Origin of the sequence: Massilia oculi (genome assembly GCF_003143515.1) — a bacterium.
Lineage (GTDB): Bacteria > Pseudomonadota > Gammaproteobacteria > Burkholderiales > Burkholderiaceae_D > Telluria > Telluria oculi.
This window is the reverse complement of record NZ_CP029343.1, coordinates 5,277,019-5,297,876: the sequence shown is the minus strand read 5'-3', so window position 1 is coordinate 5,297,876 and position 20,858 is coordinate 5,277,019. Positions and strand designations below refer to the sequence as shown.

The 20,858-nt window shown below is 67.1% G+C and carries 15 protein-coding genes; 9 read left to right on the top strand and 6 right to left on the bottom strand.

Annotation, left to right across the window (positions count from 1 at the left end; translation table 11 throughout):
- Window positions 1-33: 33 nt before the first annotated feature.
- Entirely contained in the window at window positions 34-3,093 is a 3,060-nt protein-coding gene (locus DIR46_RS23810; RefSeq protein WP_229446386.1) for a CHASE domain-containing hybrid sensor histidine kinase/response regulator family protein, read from the bottom strand.
- Window positions 3,094-3,224: 131 nt separating this feature from the next.
- Between DIR46_RS23810 and DIR46_RS23805 the strand changes: the two genes are divergently transcribed.
- Window positions 3,225-5,267 carry a prolyl oligopeptidase family serine peptidase gene (locus DIR46_RS23805; protein WP_109347448.1) on the top strand — a complete coding sequence of 681 codons (2,043 nt, stop codon included), beginning with the start codon at window positions 3,225-3,227 and terminating at the stop codon, window positions 5,265-5,267.
- A gap of 7 nt (window positions 5,268-5,274) precedes the next feature.
- Here DIR46_RS23805 and DIR46_RS23800 read toward each other — a convergent pair whose 3' ends face one another.
- On the bottom strand, window positions 5,275-5,856 hold the full coding sequence (locus DIR46_RS23800) for an acyl-homoserine-lactone synthase (RefSeq protein WP_109347447.1): 582 nt from the start codon (window positions 5,854-5,856) through the stop codon (window positions 5,275-5,277).
- A 186-nt stretch (window positions 5,857-6,042) separates the two neighbouring features.
- Here DIR46_RS23800 and DIR46_RS23795 point away from each other — a divergent pair, with 186 nt between their 5' ends.
- The gene (locus tag DIR46_RS23795; protein WP_109347446.1) at window positions 6,043-6,315 is read left to right on the top strand and encodes a helix-turn-helix domain-containing protein; all 273 of its coding nucleotides are present in this window, start codon (window positions 6,043-6,045) and stop codon (window positions 6,313-6,315) included.
- Here DIR46_RS23795 and DIR46_RS23790 read toward each other — a convergent pair.
- A complete protein-coding gene (locus DIR46_RS23790; protein WP_109347445.1) occupies window positions 6,290-6,976 on the bottom strand; it encodes a helix-turn-helix transcriptional regulator in 687 nt (228 codons plus the stop codon). The two genes, DIR46_RS23795 and DIR46_RS23790, sit on opposite strands and share 26 nt — an antisense overlap.
- 402 nt (window positions 6,977-7,378) lie before the next feature.
- Between DIR46_RS23790 and DIR46_RS23785 the strand changes: the two genes are divergently transcribed.
- Together DIR46_RS23785 and DIR46_RS23780 are read left to right on the top strand one after the other, a co-directional pair.
- Window positions 7,379-12,292, top strand: coding sequence for a hybrid sensor histidine kinase/response regulator (locus DIR46_RS23785; RefSeq protein ID WP_109347444.1), 4,914 nt, complete (start codon window positions 7,379-7,381; stop codon window positions 12,290-12,292).
- A 7-nt stretch (window positions 12,293-12,299) separates the two neighbouring features.
- Window positions 12,300-13,142, top strand: coding sequence for a protein-glutamate O-methyltransferase CheR (locus tag DIR46_RS23780; protein ID WP_109347443.1), 843 nt, complete (start codon window positions 12,300-12,302; stop codon window positions 13,140-13,142).
- A 3-nt stretch (window positions 13,143-13,145) separates the two neighbouring features.
- On the opposite strand, the gene glpD is transcribed toward DIR46_RS23780, so the two are convergent.
- Entirely contained in the window at window positions 13,146-14,687 is a 1,542-nt protein-coding gene (glpD, locus tag DIR46_RS23775; RefSeq protein ID WP_109347442.1) for a glycerol-3-phosphate dehydrogenase, read from the bottom strand.
- Window positions 14,688-14,803: 116 nt separating this feature from the next.
- Between glpD and DIR46_RS23770 the strand changes: the two genes are divergently transcribed.
- Window positions 14,804-15,442 (top strand): phosphohydrolase, encoded by a 639-nt coding sequence (locus DIR46_RS23770; RefSeq protein ID WP_109347441.1) that lies wholly within the window; start codon window positions 14,804-14,806, stop codon window positions 15,440-15,442.
- Window positions 15,435-16,250, top strand: coding sequence for an SIR2 family NAD-dependent protein deacylase (locus DIR46_RS23765; RefSeq protein ID WP_109347440.1), 816 nt, complete (start codon window positions 15,435-15,437; stop codon window positions 16,248-16,250). The genes DIR46_RS23770 and DIR46_RS23765 overlap by 8 nt, the downstream gene beginning before the upstream one ends.
- 267 nt (window positions 16,251-16,517) lie before the next feature.
- Here the strand turns inward: DIR46_RS23765 and DIR46_RS23760 are convergent, their stop codons facing one another.
- Both DIR46_RS23760 and DIR46_RS23755 read right to left on the bottom strand, forming a co-directional pair.
- Window positions 16,518-18,611, bottom strand: a complete 2,094-nt coding sequence (locus tag DIR46_RS23760) for an ATP-dependent helicase (protein WP_109347439.1) — start codon at window positions 18,609-18,611, stop codon at window positions 16,518-16,520.
- 376 nt (window positions 18,612-18,987) lie between these two features.
- Window positions 18,988-19,206 carry a hypothetical protein gene (locus tag DIR46_RS23755; protein WP_109347438.1) on the bottom strand — a complete coding sequence of 73 codons (219 nt, stop codon included), beginning with the start codon at window positions 19,204-19,206 and terminating at the stop codon, window positions 18,988-18,990.
- Window positions 19,207-19,396: 190 nt separating this feature from the next.
- Between DIR46_RS23755 and DIR46_RS23750 the strand changes: the two genes are divergently transcribed.
- The 3 genes from DIR46_RS23750 to DIR46_RS23740 all read left to right on the top strand — a co-directional run bounded on the left by DIR46_RS23750 (window position 19,397) and on the right by DIR46_RS23740 (window position 20,842).
- Complete coding sequence (locus tag DIR46_RS23750) at window positions 19,397-19,567, top strand: hypothetical protein (protein WP_205289033.1); 171 nt, start codon at window positions 19,397-19,399, stop codon at window positions 19,565-19,567.
- A 61-nt stretch (window positions 19,568-19,628) separates the two neighbouring features.
- On the top strand, window positions 19,629-20,255 hold the full coding sequence (locus tag DIR46_RS23745; protein ID WP_109347436.1) for a chromate transporter: 627 nt from the start codon (window positions 19,629-19,631) through the stop codon (window positions 20,253-20,255).
- A complete protein-coding gene (locus DIR46_RS23740) occupies window positions 20,252-20,842 on the top strand; it encodes a chromate transporter (protein ID WP_109347435.1) in 591 nt (196 codons plus the stop codon). Before DIR46_RS23745 ends, DIR46_RS23740 begins: the two co-directional genes overlap by 4 nt.
- Window positions 20,843-20,858 lie beyond the last annotated feature (16 nt).

Here is a 20,858-nt window from a genome sequence, read left to right as displayed (position 1 = left end):
CGCTCGCGGTAGGGCCGCAGGCGGCTCCTGCACTCAGCGCACCTCGCCGTCCCGGCTGCCGAACTGGGTCGACACTTCGCGTTCGATCCGGATCAATAATGCGCGCAGGCGCGCCGCCAACGCACGGGCCTGGGCGGTGCCGGCCGCGCCCAGGCGCGGCGCCCGCCTCGGCTGCGCCTCCAGGTCTTCGCAGATGGCGCCGAAGCTGGCGGCGCCGATCGCGCGCGCGGCCGACTTGAGCTGGTGCGCCAGGCTCGCGGTATGGGTCAGGTCGCCGCCGGCCAGGGCGGTGTCGATCCCCGCCAGGTTCTCGCGTGCCGTATCGAGGAACAGGAACACATATTTACGCATCCGCTCGGTGTCGCCGCCGGCCGTGCTGGCCAGGCTGGCCAGGTCGAGCACTTCTCCCTGCCCGCCCTGCCCCGCACCGCCCGCGGGCCCTGGCGCCCGCTGGATTGCCCCCGCCATGGCGACGTCGGCCACCGGCGCCGTGGTACGACCGAGGCAGCGCGCGATGGTGGCGGCCAGCAGTTCCGGCACCACCGGCTTGGCCAGGAATTCGTTCATGCCGGCGGCCAGGCAGCGCGCGCGGTCGTCCACGCCGGCATTGGCCGTCATCGCCACCACCAGGGTGTCACGCATGGATGGATCGCGGCGGATGCGGCGGGTCGCTTCCAGCCCGTCCATCAGCGGCATCTGCACGTCCATCAGCACGCAATCGAAGCGTCTGTCCACCATCGCCGCCAGCGCTTCCTGGCCATTGTTCGCCACCTCGACCGCGGCGCCGGACTCCTCGAGCAGCTCGCGCGCCACCTGCTGGTTGAAGAGGTTGTCCTCGACCAGCAGCACCGCGCAGTCGTCCAGGCGCGCCTGGGCCGGGGCCGGCGCCGCGCCCAGGCCGGCGCCGATCATGGTTCCCGAACGGGCGCCTGCGGCGTCGTCCAGCGCCAGGCGCGCCGTGAACCAGAAGGTGCTGCCCTCGCCCAGCTTACTGAGCACGCCGACCTCGCCGCCCATCAGCTCGGCCAGCTGGCGGCTGATGGCCAGGCCCAGGCCAGTGCCGCCGTGGCGCCGCGTGGCCGACTGGTCGGCCTGCTGGAACGGCGTGAACAGGTGGGGCAGCGCGGCCGCGTCGATGCCGATGCCGTGGTCTTCCACCTCGAAGCGCACCAGCACTTCGGGGCCGAAGGCGCGCGCCAGGCGCGCGCGCAGCGTGATCCGGCCGCGCTCGGAGAATTTCACGGCATTGCCGGCGAAGTTGAGCAGCACCTGTTCCAGCCGCAGCGAGTCGCCGCACAGTGGCCGCATCAGGACCGGATCGATCTCGATGTCGAAGCCCAGGCCCTTGGCCACCGCCGCGGTGCCCAACTGGGCCTCGACGTTGCGCAGCAGGGCGTCGGGCATGAAGCACACCCGCGACAGTTCCAGCATGCCGGCTTCGATCTTGGAGAAATCGAGGATGTCGTTGATGATGCCCAGCAGGTGCTGGCCCGAGTGGTAGATCTTTTCGAGGTAGTCGCGCTGGCGCGCGTCGGGCGTTGCCTGCAGCGCCAGGTGGGTCATGCCGATGATGCTGTTCATCGGAGTGCGGATCTCGTGGCTCATGTTCGACAAAAAGTCGCTCTTGGCTTTGCTGGCGGCGTCGGCGCGCGCCTTCAGGCTGTGCAGTTCAGTGACGTCGGTCGCCACGCACAGCACCGCCGCTTCCTCGTCGACCTGCATCGGCACCCGCACCGTCCACAGCTGGCGCGGCGCGCCGCCTGGCGCCGGCTGCGCCACCTGGGCGCTGCTGCGGCGGCCGTCGTGCAGCACCGCGCGGTCGAGCTCCCACGCGGCATCGGCCAGGGAGCGGTCCATGGCCTCGACGTCGCGCCTTCCGATCAGCTCCGCTGCCGGCCGCCCGAGGCGCGAGGCGCCCTTGGCATTGAGGTAGCGGATGCGGCGCAGGGCGTCCTTCAGGTAGACCTCGGCGTCCAGGTTGTCCAGCACCGTGTCGAGCAGCAGGCGCTGCTCGTCGGCGGCGCGCCGCGAGCGGTACTGGGCCAGGAACAGGCCATATCCCAGCAGGGTCGCGCCGAAGCCGAAGGCCAGCGCCGCCATCGGCAGCCAGGGATCGAGTCCGCCCAGCATGGCCGCCCTGGGCGCCGAGAAATGCGCCAGCCAGCGGCTGCCGGCGAAGTCCACGTCCAGCGCCAGGGCGAAGTGCTCGCCAGGCGCCGGCGGCGTGCGCCGTACGTCCGGGCCGTGCAGCAGGATGTCGCCCTGCGTGCCGACGGCATGGATGCTGACCGCGAGCGGCTGGGCGCCGGGGGCGGCCAGCGCGTTCTCGATTAGGTCCTGCACCGAGAAGGCGATCCCGAACGAGCCGAGATAGGCGGCGCGGCGCGCCTCGACGCCCAGCGGCGTCACGCCACCGCGATAGACCGGCATGCGCATCCCGAGCACGTAATGGGGCTTGGGCTCGCGCAGGAATATCGGCTGGCCGGAGGCGCTCATGCCGCCGCTGTCGCGCGCCTGCTCCAGGGCGCGCGCAACGGCCGGCCTGGCCGCCATGTCGAAGCCGAGCCGGCGGCTCGGCTGGTCGATCGGGAACTGGTAGGCGATCACCTCGTACCAGGGCCGGCGGCCGGCCGGGAAGATCGTGAAGTCGGGATAGCCGCGCGCATCGACGCTGCGGTCGGCGCGCATGGCGGCGATGAAGGCTTCGCGCTCGTCTTCGCGCACATGGGCGGCGTAGCTCACGCCCTCGATCGCCGGGAAGTTGGACGGCAGGTCGAGGGCGGCCACGTAGCGGTGGAAAGCGGCGCGTTCGGGCACCGCGTCGCCGCCGCCGGCCGCATGCAGCGCCGCCAGGGCGCGCGCCGCGCGGCCATACGAGGCGAGCGCGGTGTCGATTCTTTCGCGCGCCGCCTGCGCCGCGTGTTCGAAGCGGACCCTGGCCGCGTCATCGATGGCGGCGCTCGCCACCGCATGCAGCAGCAGGCCGATCGCCAGCGACAGCGCGATGCCGCCGCCCCACAGCACGAACGGCCGGCCCAGGCGCGCGCAAGCCGCTTCGATGGCGTCGATTCCTGGCATGGTCAAGCGCTTCATGCTTCCCCTGGCGGACGGTGGCCGCCACGCAAAATTGCTAGTATACAGGCGCACTGCGCGGCGCACTGCGCGGCGCACTGCGCGGCGCACTGCGCGGCGCACCGAGCCGACGCGATACTGATGAGGACAGCATGCGACACCACGACGATCCCTGGCTGTGGCTGGAACAGATCGACACCGAAGAATCCCGCGCCTGGGTCGACGCGCGCAACGCCGCCACCGAAGCCGAACTGGAGGCCGACCCGCGCTTCGCCCCGCTGCGCGAACGCTTGACGAGCATTCTTGATTCGAGCGACAAGATTCCCTATGTGGGCGTGCATGGCGGCTGGTGCTACAACTTCTGGCGCGACGCGGACCACGTGCGCGGCATCTGGCGCCGCACCACGCTCGATGAATACCGCAAGCCGGCCCCTGCGTGGGATACCGTGCTCGACCTCGATGCGCTGGCGCGCACGGAACATGAAAACTGGGTCTGGGCCGGCGCGTCCTGGCTCGAGCCCGATGGCTCGCGCTCCTTGCGCTGTTTGATACGGCTGTCGCGCGGCGGCGGCGACGCCAAGGTGGTGCGCGAGTTCGACCTGGCGTCGCTCGACTTCGTGGCCGACGGTTTCGCGCTGCCGGAGGCGAAGAGCGACGTGTCCTGGATCGACCGCGACACCCTGTTCGTCGGCACCGACTTCGGCCCCGGCAGCCTGAGCGAATCGGGCTACCCGCGCATCGTCAAGGAATGGAAGCGCGGCACGCCGCTGTCGGCGGCCACCACCGTGTACGAGGCGGCGCCCGGCGACATGGCGGCATCCGGCTACCAGGACAACAGTCCCGGCTGGGAACGCGCCTTCGTGGTGCGCCAGATCGATTTCTATACGAGCGAGCTGTTCTGGCGCCGTGGCGCGCAACTGGTCAGGATCGACAAGCCGGTCGACGCCAGCGCCTTCGCCCTGCGCGACCAGCTCGTGATCGAGCTGCGCTCGGACTGGACGATCGACGGCGTGACCTACCCCCAGGGCGCCTTGCTGGCGACCGGCTTCGACGCCTTCGTGGCCGGCAGCCGCGCCTTCGAGGTGCTGTTCGCGCCGACGCCAATGACCTCGCTGGACGGCGTGGCGGCCACCAGGAGCAGCCTGCTGCTGACGGTGCTCGACAACGTCAAGAACCGCATCCTCGAGCTGCGGCGCGAAGGCGGGCGCTGGATCCGGCGCGAGGTCGCCGTGCCCGGCATCGGTTCGCTGGGAGTGTCCGCCCTGGACTCGGACCACTCGGACGACTACTTCCTGACCGTGACCGATTTCCTGCATCCGACCACGCTGTACCTGATGCATGCCGGCAGCGACGAGCGCGAACCGCTCAAGGCGATGCCTGCCTTCTTCGAGGCCGATCCCTACGACGTGAGCCAGCACACGGCGACGTCCAGTGACGGCACGCTGGTGCCCTATTTCGTCGTCAAGCACCGGGGGCCGGGCATTGGCGCATCCAGTCCGACCCTGCTGTACGGCTACGGCGGCTTCGAGGTCTCGCTCAAGCCCTTCTACAGCGGCATGACCGGCGCCGCCTGGCTCGAACAGGGCGGCACCTATGTGCTGGCCAATATCCGCGGCGGCGGCGAATTCGGCCCGCGCTGGCACCAGGCGGCCCTGCGCCAGCACCGCCAGCGCGCCTTCGATGACTTCATCGCCGTCGCCCAGGACCTGGTGGCGCGCGGCGTCACCACGCCGCAACAGCTGGGCATCATGGGCGGCAGCAATGGCGGCCTGCTGGTGGGCGCTGCGCTGACCCAGCGTCCCGACCTGTTCGGCGCCGTGGTGTGCCAGGTGCCGCTGCTGGACATGCGGCGCTACCACCTTCTGCTGGCCGGCGCCTCGTGGATGGGAGAGTACGGCGATCCGGACGATGCCGCCGACTGGGCCTACCTGGCGCGCTACTCGCCGTACCACAATGTGCGGCCCGGCGAGCGGTACCCGCGCGTGCTGTTCACCACCTCGACCCGCGACGACCGCGTCCATCCGGCGCATGCGCGCAAGATGGCGGCGCGCATGCTGGACCAGGGGCACGACGTGCTGTACTGGGAAAACACCGAGGGTGGCCATGCCGGCGCCGCCGACAACGCCCAGACCGCGCGGATGGTCGCGCTGACCTATACCTTCCTGCTGCGACAGCTGGGCGCGCACGCGGCCTGAAGCCCGTTCAGGAGGCCAGCCGCCTGGCGAACAGCGCTTCCCAGGTCGGCTCGATCTCCACGTAGAGCGCGACCGCGGTCTCGATCCCGACCGCCTGCGGCGCCCCGATGCGGGTGGTGACCACGCCGGCCCGGCGCAGCATGCGCTCGATCGCGGTGGTGGTGACGGTGACGTAGCGCGACAGGCCGCGCTCGTGGGCGTGGCGGATGATGGCCTCGATCGATTCCATCGTCATCTCCGAAAAGCCGTAGCTGCCGGCCCCTTCGGTCTCGATCGCGAAGCGCGACAGCTCCCAGATGTGCGGGTCGCTGGGCGGCTCCTGGCCGTCGAGCAGCTGGGGGAAGGAATCCTTGAGCATATACGGCCCCTCGGTCGGCAGCAGGCGCCAGCAGCCGCGCAGCGTCTCGCCGTCGCGCATCAGCATGTAGCGCGGCTCGAGCGCGTCGTAGCCGTCGATCTCCATGCCGGACAACACCGGCACTTCCCAGCCCAGCCGCCCGCGGAACACCTTCGCACGCAGCGTATGCATTTCCCACAGCTCCTTGGATGCGAATGCGCGCCGTGGCGCGATCGTGATTTGCATGCTCATTGCCAACCCCCTCCTCGTTGAGAAAATAGGTTCAAGAAATATGCACTACGCATAGAAGCGTTATGCAAATCGGGTAGGCTGGGTACTATCAGCATTGATAGGTGGCGAGCAATATCAGCGGTGCAATACTTTTGGAAACGACGCAGTTTCTGGACTACTCGATTCATCACCCCGAAAGGAACCACCATGGCAAACGATCTGATGTGCGACGCACTGGCAGCCGAACTGCAGGCCAACCAGCTCATCCACGCCGCCGGCGCGGCACGCCTGGCGCCGCACGAACTGCGTCGGCTGCGCATCACCAAGCGCGAAAGCCAGGAAAAATTCTGGGGCCGCTTCGGCGTCACCCAGTCCAGCGGCAGCCGCTTTGAGACCGGCCTTGCGATCCCGGCGCCCGTGTCGATTCTTCTGCGCATGTACATGAACGGTAAGCTCAGCGATGGTGATCTTCAGGGGTGATGAGCCCCAGGGCGATGGCCTTGACCACCGCCTGCTGGCGAGTGTTGACGTCAAATTTTTGACGCACATTCGCCAGGTGAAAATTGACGGTGGCTTCGGAACAGCCGGTGATGCGCGCGACTTCCCATGACGACTTGCCCGCCATCACCCACTGCAACACTTCCAGCTCGCGGCGCGTCAGGCGCGGCGCCTCCTCCGGCCGCGCCGCCTCCTCGCGGAAACGCCCGGAAGACGCGAACGCATAGTCGCGCACCAGCGACAGCATCGGCAGCGCCTCGTTCATCGCGCGCTGTGCAGCGACATCCGGCCGGGCGTCGGACGCGAAACTGATCACCCCGAATTCGCCCTGCGGCCCGTGGATCGGCAGGGTCGCACCAGTGCGAATGCCGTGGGCGCTCGCTTCCTCGTACAGCTCGGCCTGCTGGGGGCTGGAAGCAAAGGTACCCGGCTCCCACACGATGGGCGTCGTACTCGACAGGCAATGGGCGACGGTCGGATCGACGTAGGCGAAGCCGTTGCGGTCGTAGCGATCGCGCCAGTTGGCGGAATAATTACTGCGCAAGAAGGCCGACTCGAAGCGGGTATGGCGCGAGTTGACGACGCCAAACAGCACCTGGTCGAAGCCCAGCCCCGCGCAATGTTGAACAAGGACGCGCTCCAGTGGGAAGCATCCTTGGCCTGCATCAGCTCGAGTAATGAAGCGGTGTCAATCATGGGGGCAAAGTTTGATGTAACACCCCTATGCTAGATGGTTCACCCCGTTCACAAATTCACAGAAATTAACAATCAAGATATTTACTTGTATCTCGGCTGCATATCGCTTGCGTGTTGTCGTGCATGGACAACAACAATTTGCAATCGTGCGCCCTCGCGGAGGGGAATCGGCTACCCTCCGCCGAATTACCTGTAACAAATTTCAGATTAGCAAGTATTTGCTAGCCCAGATACCGTTTCGCAGCTTGACGTTGATCTATAGAATTGTATCTTGTACGTGCGTAAAAACGACACCTTTGCCGGCTCCAACGGCTAACCACAGACTTCCTTCAGGACGAGGATCCAGGCGATGAACACCATGACCGATATGGGCGAACAGTTGGACGTCAAATTGCTGCTCACCACATTGATGGCCTTGAAAAAAGGCGATTTCTCGGTACGCATGCCTGATGACTGGACCGGCGTGTCCGGCAAGATCGCCGATACCCTGAACGACATCATCGAGACCAAGCAAAAGATGGTCGAAACCGTCACGGAAGTCTCGCGGGTGGTGGGCCGCGAAGGCCACCTGACCCAGCGCGCCGACCTGCCGGGCGTGGTGGGCGGCTGGAGCACCATGATCAGCTCGGTCAACACCCTGATCGACGACCTGGTGCGCCCCACGACCGAAATGGCGCGCGTGATCGGCGCCGTGGCGAAAGGCGACCTGTCCCAGACCATGGCGCTCGAAGTCGACGGCCACCCGCTCAAGGGCCAGTACCTGCGTGCGGCGATGACGGCCAACACCATGGTCGAGCAGCTGTCGTCCTTCTCGTCCGAAGTCACGCGCGTGGCGCGCGAAGTCGGCACCGAAGGCAAATTGGGCGGCCAGGCGCAGGTCAAGGGCGTGGCCGGCACCTGGAAGGACTTGACCGATTCGGTCAACTCGATGGCCGGCAACCTGACTTCGCAGGTGCGCAACATCGCCGAAGTGACCACCGCGGTGGCCAACGGCGACCTGTCCAAGAAGATCACGGTCGACGTGCGCGGCGAGATCCTGCAACTGAAGGACACCATCAACGTCATGGTGGACCAGCTGCGCTCCTTCGCCTCCGAAGTGACGCGCGTGGCGCGCGAGGTCGGCACCGAGGGCAAGCTCGGTGGCCAGGCCTATGTGCCGGGCGTGGCCGGCACCTGGAAGGACTTGACCGACAACGTCAACTTCATGGCGTCGAACCTGACTGGCCAGGTGCGCAATATCGCGGCGGTGACCACCGCGGTGGCGAACGGCGACCTGTCCAAGAAAATTACCGTGGACGTGAAGGGCGAGATCCTGGAGCTGAAGAACACCATCAACGTGATGGTGGACCAGTTGTCCTCGTTCGCGTCCGAGGTGACGCGGGTGGCGCGCGAGGTCGGCACCGAGGGCAAACTCGGTGGCCAGGCGGTGGTGAAAGGCGTGGCCGGCACCTGGAAGGACTTGACCGACTCGGTCAACTCGATGGCGGGCAACCTGACCGGCCAGGTGCGCAACATCGCCGACGTGACCACCGCGGTGGCGAACGGCGACCTGTCCAAGAAGATCACGGTGGACGTGAAAGGCGAGATTCTCGAGCTGAAGAACACCATCAACGTGATGGTCGACCAGCTGAACTCCTTCGCATCCGAGGTGACGCGCGTGGCGCGCGAGGTCGGCACCGAAGGTAAACTCGGCGGCCAGGCCAACGTGCCGGGCGTGGCCGGGACCTGGAAGGACTTGACCGACGGCGTGAACTCGATGGCGGGCAACCTGACCGCCCAGGTGCGTAATATCGCCGAGGTGACCACCGCCGTGGCGAACGGCGACCTGTCCAAGAAGATCACGGTGGACGTCAAGGGAGAGATCCAGGAACTCAAGAACACGATCAACGTGATGGTCGACCAGCTGTCCTCGTTCGCGTCGGAAGTGACGCGCGTGGCGCGCGAGGTCGGCACCGAAGGCAAGCTCGGCGGCCAGGCCTATGTGCCGGGCGTCGGCGGCACCTGGAAGGACTTGACCGACAACGTCAACTTCATGGCCTCCAACCTGACCGGCCAGGTGCGTAATATCGCGGCGGTGACCACCGCCGTGGCGCGCGGCGACCTGTCCAAGAAGATCACCGTGGACGTGAAGGGCGAGATCCTCGAGCTGAAGGACACCATCAACGTCATGGTGGACCAGCTGTCCTCGTTCGCTTCGGAGGTGACCCGGGTGGCGCGCGAGGTCGGCACCGAAGGCAAACTCGGTGGCCAGGCGAATGTGTCGGGCGTGGCCGGCACCTGGAAGGACTTGACGGAAAACGTCAACCAGCTGGCGGCGAATCTGACCAACCAGATGCGCGCGATCGGTGAAGTGGCGACCGCGGTGACGCGCGGCGACCTGTCGCGCTCGATCCAGGTGGAAGCCCGCGGCGAGGTGTCCTACCTGAAGGACAACATCAACGAGATGATCCGCAACCTGAAGGAGACCACGCAGAAGAACGCGCAGCAGGATTGGCTCAAGACCAACCTGGCGCGCTTCACGCGCCTGCTGCAGGGCCAGCGCGACCTGCAGGCGGTGACCAAGCTGATTCTGTCGGAGCTGGCGCCGCTGGTCTCGGCCCACCATGGCGTGTTCTACATGATGGACTCGCAAGAGACCGACGCGCGCCTGCGCATGATCGCGAGCTACGGCTACCGCTCGAGCCGCAAGCTGCCGACCTCCTTCCTGCCGGGCGAAGGCCTGGTGGGCCAGTGCGCGCTGGAGAAGACCCGCATCTGGCTGACCGACGTGCCGCGCGACTACATCGTGGTGTCCTCGGGCCTGGGCTCGGCGCCGCCGAACAATATCGTGGTGCTGCCGATCCTGTTCGAGCAGCAGGTCAAGGCCGTCATCGAGATCGCCTCGCTCGACCGCTTCACCGAGACCCACCTGTCCTTCCTCGACCAGCTGATGGAATCGATCGGCGTGGTCCTGAACACGATCGAGGCCAACAGCCGCACCGAGTCGCTGCTGACCCAGTCGCAGTCGCTGGCGCAGGAACTGCAGCAGACCAACCAGGAGCTGGGCGAGAAGGCGCGCCTGCTGTCCGAGCAGAACATCGAGGTGGAGCGCAAGAACCGCGAGGTGGAGCAGGCCAAGCTGGCGCTGGAAGAAAAAGCGACCCAGCTGGCGCTGTCCTCGAAGTACAAGTCCGAATTCCTGGCCAATATGTCGCACGAGCTGCGCACGCCTTTGAACTCGCTGCTGATCCTGGCCCAGCAGCTGTCCGACAACCCGGAAGGCAATCTGTCCGGCAAACAGGTGGAGTTCGCGAAGACGATCTACGGCTCGGGTTCGGACTTGCTGACCCTGATTAACGACATTCTCGACCTGTCCAAGATCGAGTCGGGCACCGTCACGCTGGACGTGTCGGAATACCGTTTCTCGAACCTGCGCAACTACGTCGACCGCACCTTCCGCCACATGGCCGAGGCCAAGCACCTGGGCTTCCAGGTCGAGCTGGCCGAAAACCTGCCGACCGCCGTGATGACCGACACCACGCGCCTGCAGCAGGTGCTGAAGAACCTGCTGTCCAACGCCTTCAAGTTCACCAGCCATGGCCAGGTCTCGCTGGGCATCAGCCTCGTGACCAGCGGCTGGACCGCCGACCACCCGAACCTGGAGCACGCCGACGCGGTGCTCGCGTTCTCGGTGTACGACACCGGCGTGGGCATCCCGGCCGACAAGCTTCAGCTGATCTTCGAAGCCTTCCAGCAGGCCGACGGCTCGACCGCCCGCAAGTACGGCGGCACGGGTCTCGGCCTGTCGATTTCGCGCGAGCTGGCGCGCCTGCTGGGCGGCGAGATCCGGGTCGAATCGACGGTCAACGTCGGCTCGGTCTTCACGCTCTACCTGCCGTACAACCGCGCCGGCTTCATCAATTACGAACAGGCGCGCCAGCCGCAGCCGGCGCGCCTGGCGCCGCCACTGAACGTCCCCGCCCCGCTGGTGCCGGTGCTGCAGGAGAACAGCGAAGTCTCGACGCTCGACCTGACGACCGACCTGCTCGATCCGAGCGGCGCCGTGGTCGAATACGCGAGCGTCCTGGATGACCGCGGCCTGGTGACGCCGGGCGACCCGTCGGTGCTGATCGTCGAGGACGACGAGCGCTTCGCCAAGGTGGCGCTCGAATTCGCCCGCGAGAAAAATTTCAAGGCGATTGTGACCCACCGCGGCGATTCGGCCCTGTCGCTGGCGCGCGACTACCTGCCGTCGGCGATCCTGCTAGACATCGACCTGCCCGACATCGACGGCTTCACGGTGCTCGACCGACTGAAACGCGACCCGAGCACGCGCCACATCCCGGTGCACGTGATGTCGAGGCAAGCGGAGCGCGAGCGCGCGCTGCGCCAGGGCGCGATCTCGTACATCAACAAGCCGGTCGAACGCGAGGCGCTGAACGAGGAATTCAAGCGCATCCAGAAATTCCTGATGGGCGGCAAGCGCAGCCTGCTGGTGGTCGAGGACGATCCGGCCCAGCGCGATTCGATCGTGTCCCTGATCGGCAATAACGACATCCATATGGTCACCGTCGACAATGGCGCGGCGGCGCTCGAGGCGCTGCAGACCTCGCACTTCGACTGCATGGTGCTGGACCTGACCCTGCCCGACATCTCGGGCTTCGACCTGCTCGACCGGATCGCCAGCTACGAACGCCTGCGCGACCTGCCGATCGTGATCTACACCGCCCAGGAGCTCAATCGCAAGGAAGTCACGAAGCTCAAGCGCTTCGCCAAGACCATCGTGATCAAGGATGCGCGCTCGCCCGAACGCCTGCTGGACGAGACGGCGCTGTTCCTGCACCGTTCGCAGGCCAGCCTGCCCGAGACCCAGCGGCGCATGCTGGAAGAGATCCACGCCCTCGACTCGGGCCTGGCCGGACGCAAGGTGCTGATCGTCGACGATGACCTGCGCAACATCTTCGCGCTCTCCACGCTGCTGGAGCGCCAGCAGATGCAGGTGCTGTTCGCCGAGAATGGCCGCGACGGCATCGAGGTGCTCGAGAAAGACCCGGGCATCGAGATCGTCCTGATGGACATCATGATGCCCGAGATGGACGGCTACGACACGATGCGGGCGATCCGCCGCATTCCGAAATTCCGCTCGCTCCCGATCATCACGCTGACCGCGAAAGCGATGAAGGGCGACCGCGACAAGTGCATCGCGGCCGGCGCCTCGGACTACATCACCAAGCCGGTCGACGTGGCGCAGCTGCTGTCGATGATGCGGGTTTGGCTGCACTGAGGCACCAGTGAATGCCTTGACTGGTGTGCCGGTCGATACCGGCCTGGCGGAGCTCGAGATCGAGCTGCTGCTCGAAGCGCTGTACCAGCGTTTCGGCCTGGACTACCGCAGCCACGAGCGCGCCATCCTGCGCCGGCGCCTGCAGGACCTGGCGCGCCTGCACGCCTTGCCGAACCTGACGCGGCTGCAGGAACAGGTGCTGCATGCGCCCGGCGCTGCGCTGGGCGTGGTGCGCGCGTTGGCCGTGCAGCCGGCGGCGCTGTTCGACCGTCCCGATTGGGCGCGGCGCCAGCGCGACGCGCTGGCCGACAGCCTGCGTCCGACCGCGCTGCCCAGGGTCTGGCTGCCCGAGGTGGCCGGCGTGGGAGAAGCCTGGACCCTGGCCGTGCTGCTGGCCGAGGAAAAGCTGTACGGACGCACCGAAGTGTTCGCGACCCTGTCCAGCGACGAACTGCTGTTCGAGGCGCGTGAAGCCACGCTGCCGGCCTCTCAACTGGCGGACGCCCAGCGCGGCTACGAAGCCAGTGGCGGCACGGGGCGGCTGGCCGACTACTTCGAGGTCAGCGATGGCCGCGCGCGGCTGCTGCCGCGGCTGCGCGAGCGCATCACCTGGCTGCAGTACTGCCTGGTGACGGATGGCTCGTTCAACGAGTTCCACGCGATCGTCTGCTGCCGCGCCCTGCCCGACTTCGGCCCGGTGCTGCGCCAGCGCGTGCTGCGCCTGTTCCGCGACAGCCTGGCCCTGTTCGGGGTGCTCGGGATCGACCGCGAACTGGCGGCCAGCGATGCTGCGGCGGCCGATTACCAGCCCCTGTTCGAGGATGGCGCCTGGTACAAGCGGGTGCGTTGAGTTTCACACGATGGCCAAGGCCGACCGCTCGGCGGCCATCCACGCATCGATCCTGCCCGCCACGCCCGGCCGCAGGTGCAGGCCCAGCTTGGTGCGGCGCCACAGCACGTCGGCCGCGCTGCGGGCCCACTCGTGCCGCATCAGGTAACGCAGCTCGGCCTCGTACAGCCCCGGCGCCACTTCAAGGCCCAGGTCGGCCAGCGACTGGCAGGCCCCCAGCAAGATGTCCATCCGCGTGCCATAGGTGCGCGCATAGCGCGCCGCCAGCGGCTTGGGCAGCCAGGCATGGCGCCGCTGCAGCGACGCCACCCAGCGGTCGAATTCCAGCACGCCGCGGCTGTCGGGCTGCGGCCCGAACAGGTCGCCGCCCGGCAGCACCGCGTGCGCCGTCCATGCTCCCGTATGCATCTTGCCGAGCAGCGGCGCGATCCAGTCGACCGCCTCTTCGGCCAGCTTGCGATAGGTGGTGATCTTGCCGCCAAAAACCGACAGCAGCGGCGCACCGCCGGCGTCGCGCTCGAGGAAGTAGTCGCGCGTGATCGCCGCCGGGTTGCCGGCATCGTCTTCCAGCAGCGGGCGCACGCCGGAATAACTCCACACCACGTCGCCAGGGGCCAGCTGGCGCTTGAAGTAACGGTTGGCCAGCGCACACAGGTAATGTATCTCGCCTTCGCCGATCGCCACCGCGCCGGGGTCGCCCGCGAAGTCGACGTCGGTCGTGCCGACCAGGGTGAACGCTTCTTCGTAGGGGATCGCGAACACGACCCGGCCGTCCTCGTGCTGGAACAGGTAGGCGCAGCCGTGCTCGAACAGGCGCGGCACGACGATGTGGCTGCCCTTGATCAGGCGCAACGCGCGGTGCGGCGCCTCCCGGTTGGCGCGCCCGGCGAAACGTGCCGCCCACGGGCCGGCGGCGTTGACCAGGCCGCGCGCGCGCACGGTCAGGGGCGCGCCATCGTGCTCGATGCGGGCTTCCCAGTGCGCGCCGCGCCGGACCACGTCGTCGCAGGCCGCATGGGTGAGCACCCGCGCCCCATGTTCGTGTGCATCGAGGGCGTTGAGCAGCACCAGCCGCGCGTCGTCGACCCAGCCGTCGGAATAGGCGAAGGCGCGCGTAAACTCGGGCTTGAGGGGCGCCCCGGCGCGGTGGCCGGCCAGCTCGATCGCGCTCGATGCGGGCAGGAAGGCGCGCGGCGCCAGGCGGTCGTAAAGGAACAGGCCGGCGCGGATCAGCCAGGCCGGCCGCTGCCCGGCCACGTGCGGCATCACGAAGCGCAGCGGACGCATGATGTGCGGCGCGCTCCTGAGCAGGGTCTCGCGTTCGGCCAGCGCCTTGCGCACCAGGCCGAATTCGCGGTATTCGAGATAGCGCAGGCCGCCATGGATCAGCTTGCTGGAGGCGGACGAGGTATGCGCGCCCAGGTCGTCCTTTTCGCACAGCACCACCGCCAGGCCGCGCCCGGCCGCGTCGCGCGCGATGCCGGCGCCGTTGATCCCGCCGCCGACCACCAGCAGGTCGCAATCGATCGTCGTGTCCGCCCCCATCGCTCTCCCCTATGGTCCCCACGCGCATCCGGTCTACTTTACGCGAGCGCGCAGGTCTTGCTTACGCATGGATCAATTATGCAGAGAATGGACGGGCCGGTGTGTAAAATCGCCACATGTCCATCCCGTCCACGCCAGACCGGACCCGCGCCTGGGTCCGCATGCCTTCCGGCCGCCGCCTCGACCTGCTCGACCCGACACCCTTCGACTGGGACGACGCCGACCTGGCGCTCGGCCTGGCCCGCACCTACCGCTGGGGCGGCCACTCGGCCTGGCCGCTGCCGCTGTCGGTGGCCCAGCATTCGATCACCGTCATGCTGCTGCGCCGCGCGGCCGCGCCGGCCATCACGCCACTGGACGAGCTGCGCGAGCTCCTGCACGACGCCGAGGAAGGCCTGCTCGGCTTCGACGCGATTTCGGTCATCAAGCCCTTCCTGGGTGACGCCTTCCGCGCGCTGACGAAGCGCCTGGAACACATGGTTTTCCTGCGCTACGGCCTGCCGGCCTGGGACGCGCGCGGCCACGCGGCGCACAAGCGCGCCGACCGCCTGGCCGCGGCCACCGAGGCCGTGCACGTGGCCGGCTGGTCGCGCGATGAGGTGCGACGCACGCTGAAGATCCGCGCCGAGGTGCTGGCCGAGGATCCGCTCGCCGCCCATTACGATTGCCGGCCGTGGGAACCGTGGCCGCCGGGCGTGGCCTGCGAGCGCTTCCTGGCCGAGCTCGAGCGGCTCAAGGCCAGCGCCCATGGATGAGATCGCGCGCGCCTGCGCTTTGCTGAGGAAGGCCGACGGCCTCCTGATCGCTGCCGGCGCCGGCATCGGCGTCGATTCGGGCCTGCCCGATTTCCGCGGCGATACCGGCTTCTGGAAAGCCTACCCGCCACTGGCCGCACGCGGCCTGCCGTTTCGCGAGATGGCCAATCCAGCGAGTTTCGAGCGCGATCCGCCTCTGGCCTGGGGCTTTTATGGCCACCGGCTCGACCTGTACCGGCGCACGCACCCGCATGCGGGCTTCGCGATCCTGCGCGCGCTGGGCGACCGCATGGAGCATGGCAGCTTCGTCTTCACGAGCAATGTCGACGGCCAGTTCCAGCGCGCGGGTTTCGCGGACGACCGGATCGCCGAAATCCACGGCACCATTCACCACCTGCAATGCACCCGTCCCTGCCGCGCCGTCACCTGGCCGGCGGACGACATCGAACCCGAGGTCGACCTTGCCCGCTGCACGCTGCGGTCGCCGCTGCCGGCCTGCCCGCACTGCGGCGCGCTGGCCCGCCCCAACATCCTGATGTTCAACGACGCCGCCTGGGTCGACATCCCCAGCGACGCCCAGCTCGAGCGGCTGGCGCAGTGGCGCGCAGGAGTCGCCCGGCTCGCCGTGATCGAGCTCGGCGCCGGCACCGACCTGCCCTCGGTGCGCCGCTTTACCGAGTCGCAGGGTGTCCACGCGATCCGTATCAATCCGCGTGAACACCGCATCGTGCGCGGTGTCGGCATCCCCATGGGCGCGCTCGCCGCCCTGCAAGCCATCGCTCGGGAAATGGAAATTGTGTTCAAGTAATATTGAACACTAAGTGGCTGATTTCATTCAGCCTTTTGGACTATCCACAAGAAATGTGGATAACTGTGTGGAAAAGCGCTACTTGACAAGCCGCAAGCGCAGTAGCGATGCGGGTTTCAACAAAATGCCCGTTCTGAAGGCAAAAAAATACCCTTGTAAAATCAGTCACTTGCACGTGCGCCACTTCTGCGTGTCCATGTCACACACGGCAAATTCCTACAAAAGACGAGCACGGGGGATAAGTCGTCAATTTGCTCGCATCTGTCGTCATTTCCACGCGTTCCGGGCCCGGTCGCGTACCATCATGCGGATGCTGTCGGGCATCGGCGTACGCAGCTCGCGCTTGTCGGCGCTGAGCCAGGCGCACTCCTCGAAATGCTTGAGCATCACCGGGGTGATGAAGCGCGTGCGCGCCGCATACACGTGGCGGTCTCCCATGCTCGACTGCTGCTTGATGAAGAAGCGGTTCGGCACCACCAGGTGCAGGTTTTCACGCGCGCGTGTCATGGCGACGTAGAGCAGGCGCCGCTCTTCCTCGATGTCCTCCTGGCTGCCGGTCGCCATGTCCGACGGAATGCAGCCGTCGACGACATTTAAAACGTGCACCGAATTCCATTCTTGCCCCTTGCTCGAGTGGATGGTGGACAGGATCACGTAGTCTTCGTCGAGCAGCGGCGCGCCGGCGCGGTCGCTGGTGGCTTCGGGCGGGTCGAGCGTGATCTCGGCCAGGAAGCTCTCGCGGTTGCCATAGCCGCCGGACAGCGCCACCAACTGGTCGAGGTCGGCCGCGCGCACCTGCGCATCGTCGTGCAGGCGCTCGAGCTGCGGCTGGTACCACGCGCGCGCCAGCTCGAGGTCCATCGGCCAGCGCAGGCCGGGTGTACGCAGGCGCCGGTACAGGTCGCAGAACGCCTGCCAGTCGGTCCTGCAGCGGGCCGGCACCGGAAACGCCTCCAGGGCCGCCGCCGCGTCGACGCTCGTGCCGGCGGCCTCGACCAGGCGGGTGGCGGTCGCCTGGCCGATGCCGGGAATCAGCTGCAGCGCGCGGAAACCCGCCAGGCGTCCGCTCGGGTTCTGGGCGAAACGGAGCACGGCCAGCACGTCCTTGATGTGGGCCGCTTCCAGGAATTTCAGGCCGCCGAACTTGACGAAGGGGATGTTGCGGCGCATGAGCTCGAGCTCGAGCGCGGCGCTGTGGCTGGCGGCGCGAAACAGCACCGCCTGCGACTTCAGAGCCATCCCGCTTTCGCGCTGTTCGAGGATGCGGTTGCAGACCCAGCGCGCCTGCTCGGCTTCGTCGGGAATCAGGACCAGCTGCGGCTTGATGGTTGAAGCCTTGTCGGTCCACAGGGTCTTGGCGTGGCGCTCGAGCGCGGCGCCGATCACGGCATTCGACGCATCCAGGATCGGCTGCGTGGACCGATAGTTGCGGGCCAAGGTGATCAGCTGCGCCGGCTGCGAGAACTGATCGGCGAAGTCGAGGATGTTGCGCACGGTCGCGCCGCGAAAGCCATAGATCGACTGCGCATCGTCGCCCACCACCATCACGCCGCGGCCGTCGGGCTTCATGCCGCTGACGATGGCCGCCTGCAGGCGGTTGGTGTCCTGGTATTCGTCGACCAGCACGTGATCGAACAGCGCGCCGAGCTCGGCCCCCAGCACCGGGTCGGCCGCCATCTCGGCCCAGAACAGCAGCAGGTCGTCATAGTCGAGCACATTCTGCTCCTGCTTGGCGTCGACATAGGCGCCGAACAGCGTCTTGAGCTGGGCTTCCCACTCGCTGCACCAGGGGAAGAAGGCCTGCAGCACCCCGTCGAGCGGCTCGCGGCCGTTGACCACCCGCGAATAGATCGACAGGCAGGTGCCTTTCAGCGGGAAGCGTTTCTCGAGCTGGCTCAGGCCGATCTCGTGGCGCACCATGCCCATCAGGTCTTCGGAGTCGCCGCGGTCGTGGATCGTGAACTGATCGTCCAGCCCGATGCGCCCGGCAAACTCGCGCAGCAGGCGCGCGCCGATGCTGTGGAAGGTGCCGGCCCAGGGCAGCGTGACCGGCGCCTGGCTTCCCTTGAGCCCGAACAACCGGTGCAGCACGCCGCCGGCGCGCTGGGTCATTTCGGTGGCGGCGCGGCGCGAAAACGTCAGCAGCAGAATGCGCTGCGGATCGGCGCCCGCCTGGATCAGGCGCGCCACCCGGTGCGCCAGCGTATTGGTCTTGCCGGAACCGGCGCCGGCCACCACCAGCAAGGGACGCGGCGCGTCGAGCCCGACGTCGTGCTCGACCGCCGCCCGCTGCTCGGGGTTCAGGCTGGCGAACGGGTCGTCGGTAGACGAGGTGATGATCGGATCGGCGACGGCGGACATGGGCGAAATCTGGAAATGCCATACTGTACATTTATCCAGTCCCAGGCCGCAAGGAGAAAATGGGGACGCCTTGTATCGCTGTCAAAAGGTTGCCAAGAATGACATCAGCCATGACCTGAGCAATCGTTGTCAAGTCACGGAAAATCAACGCCTTTTTTGGATATCCACAAAGTCTGTGAATAACTGTGTGGAAAAGCGGGGGCTTGACACGCTGGACGCGGCCTCCCGTGCGGCTTTCAACAATTTGCCTATTGGGAAGGCAATCTCGTTTCCGCTGAAAATCAAGGGTTTACAAGATTTAACCCCGGCTGACACAGTATGCACCACAAATAAATATTGCGGCAACTTCGGGGGCGATCTGGAGTTCAGGTCCCGCTCAGGCGATCGCCCGGCGGCGCGCTGGTTCGAGCAGGACGCGCTCGATCACCTGGGGTCGTACCCCATGCGCCTTGAGATACTCGAGCGCCGGCATGGTGCCGCATTCGCCCAGGGTGGCGATGCCGCGCGCCACGATGTCTCGCTGGCGGGTGTTGCGCCTGAGCTCGGAGGGCCCGGCGAGGCGTTGATCGATATCCTGGGCACGGTATGGACGCATGGCGGTCTCCGGTGGGTTATGTCGCTGACGCACCACGAGTATTGACGATGGCGGAATGAAGTCAATGTCAAACCTGTATCAATACGCGAAAACATTGTCTATGGCAGACGCCCGCCCTCCGTCTGCGCTGCGCCGCCCGGCGGCCATCCTGCCTACAATCGGCCGCAACAGACCACGCATGAGGATTTCCATGAGCACCCGACCCGACCTGAATCCCGGCGACGACGCCGCCCCCGGCACTCCTGGCGCCGGCGAAGACATCTGCGACGCCTGCGCCGGCCGCGGCACGCTGGCCGACGGCAAGCCATGTCCGCAATGCGGCGGGACCGGCCGCGTGATGGAAGGCATCGGCGGCGGCTGAGCCATTATTCAGCGCGGGTAGCGCATGGACACGGCGCGGGCCCTGCGGCGATAATCGCCGGATGAGCGCCTCACCCCTGCCCTTGCCGCCTTCCGCGCCGCAGCCTGTCCCTTCCGCACCGGCGGCCGAGCCCGATCGTCCCCGCCCGACGTCGCTGACCGACCTGTTCGTGTCATTCACGCTGATCGCCCTGCAGGGCTTCGGTGGGGTGCTGGCCGTGATCCAGCAACAAGTCGTCGAGCGCAAGCGCTGGATGAGCAACGAGGAATTCGTCGAAGAATGGTCGGTGGCCCAGATCATGCCAGGCCCCAACGTCTGCAACCTCGCGATGATGATCGGCGCCCGCCACTTCGGCTTGGCCGGCGCCATGAGCGCCCTGGCCGGCATCCTCACCGTCCCGCTGATCCTGGTGCTGTGCCTGGCCCTGGTCTATGCGCAGTTCGCCACCCAGCCCCAGCTGCAGGGCGCCCTGCGCGGCATGGCTGCCGTCGCCGCCGGCCTGATCGCCGCCACCGGCCTGCGCATGTCGGTTGCATTGACCCGGAACGTGATCCCGCTCGCCGCCTGCATCGCGATCGCCGCCACCGGCTTCGTGCTGCTGGCCTGGATCCATGTGCCGCTGGCGGCCGTGATCGGCCTGCTCGGCGGCCTCGGCTGCCTGCTGGCCTGGCGCAGGCTCAAGCCATGAACCCGCCCAGCCTGGTGTTCGGATGGCATGACTGGCTGAACCTGTTCGTCCATTTCCTGATGCTGTCCATGATGTCGCTCGGCGGCGCGATCTCGACCACCTCCGAGATGCAGCGCTACCTGGTCGAGCGCCACGGCTGGCTCAGCCAGACCCAGTTCGCCGACTCGGTGGCCCTGGCCCAGTCGTCGCCCGGACCCAACGTCCTGTTCGTGGCCCTGCTGGGCTGGAACGTCGGACTCAATACCGGCAGCATGACGGCCGCGCTCTCCGGCGTCGCGATCTCGATGATCGGCATCATGCTGCCCTCCACCGTGTTTACCTACCAGGTGGCGCAGTGGGCCCAGCGTAACCGCGAGCTGCGCGCCGTGCGCGCCTTCAAGCAGGGCATGGCGCCGCTGGTGATCGCCATGCTGCTCTCCACCGCCTGGCTGCTGGCCACCGGCGGCGGCAAGCGCGGCGAACACATCGACAACTGGCCGCTGTGGCTGGTGACGGCGGCCACTGCCATCGTCGTCTGGCGCACCCGCCTGCACCTGCTGTGGATGCTGGCGCTCGGGGCGCTGCTGGGGGCGCTGGGCGTGGTCTAGTTGGCAAGCGCCGCCC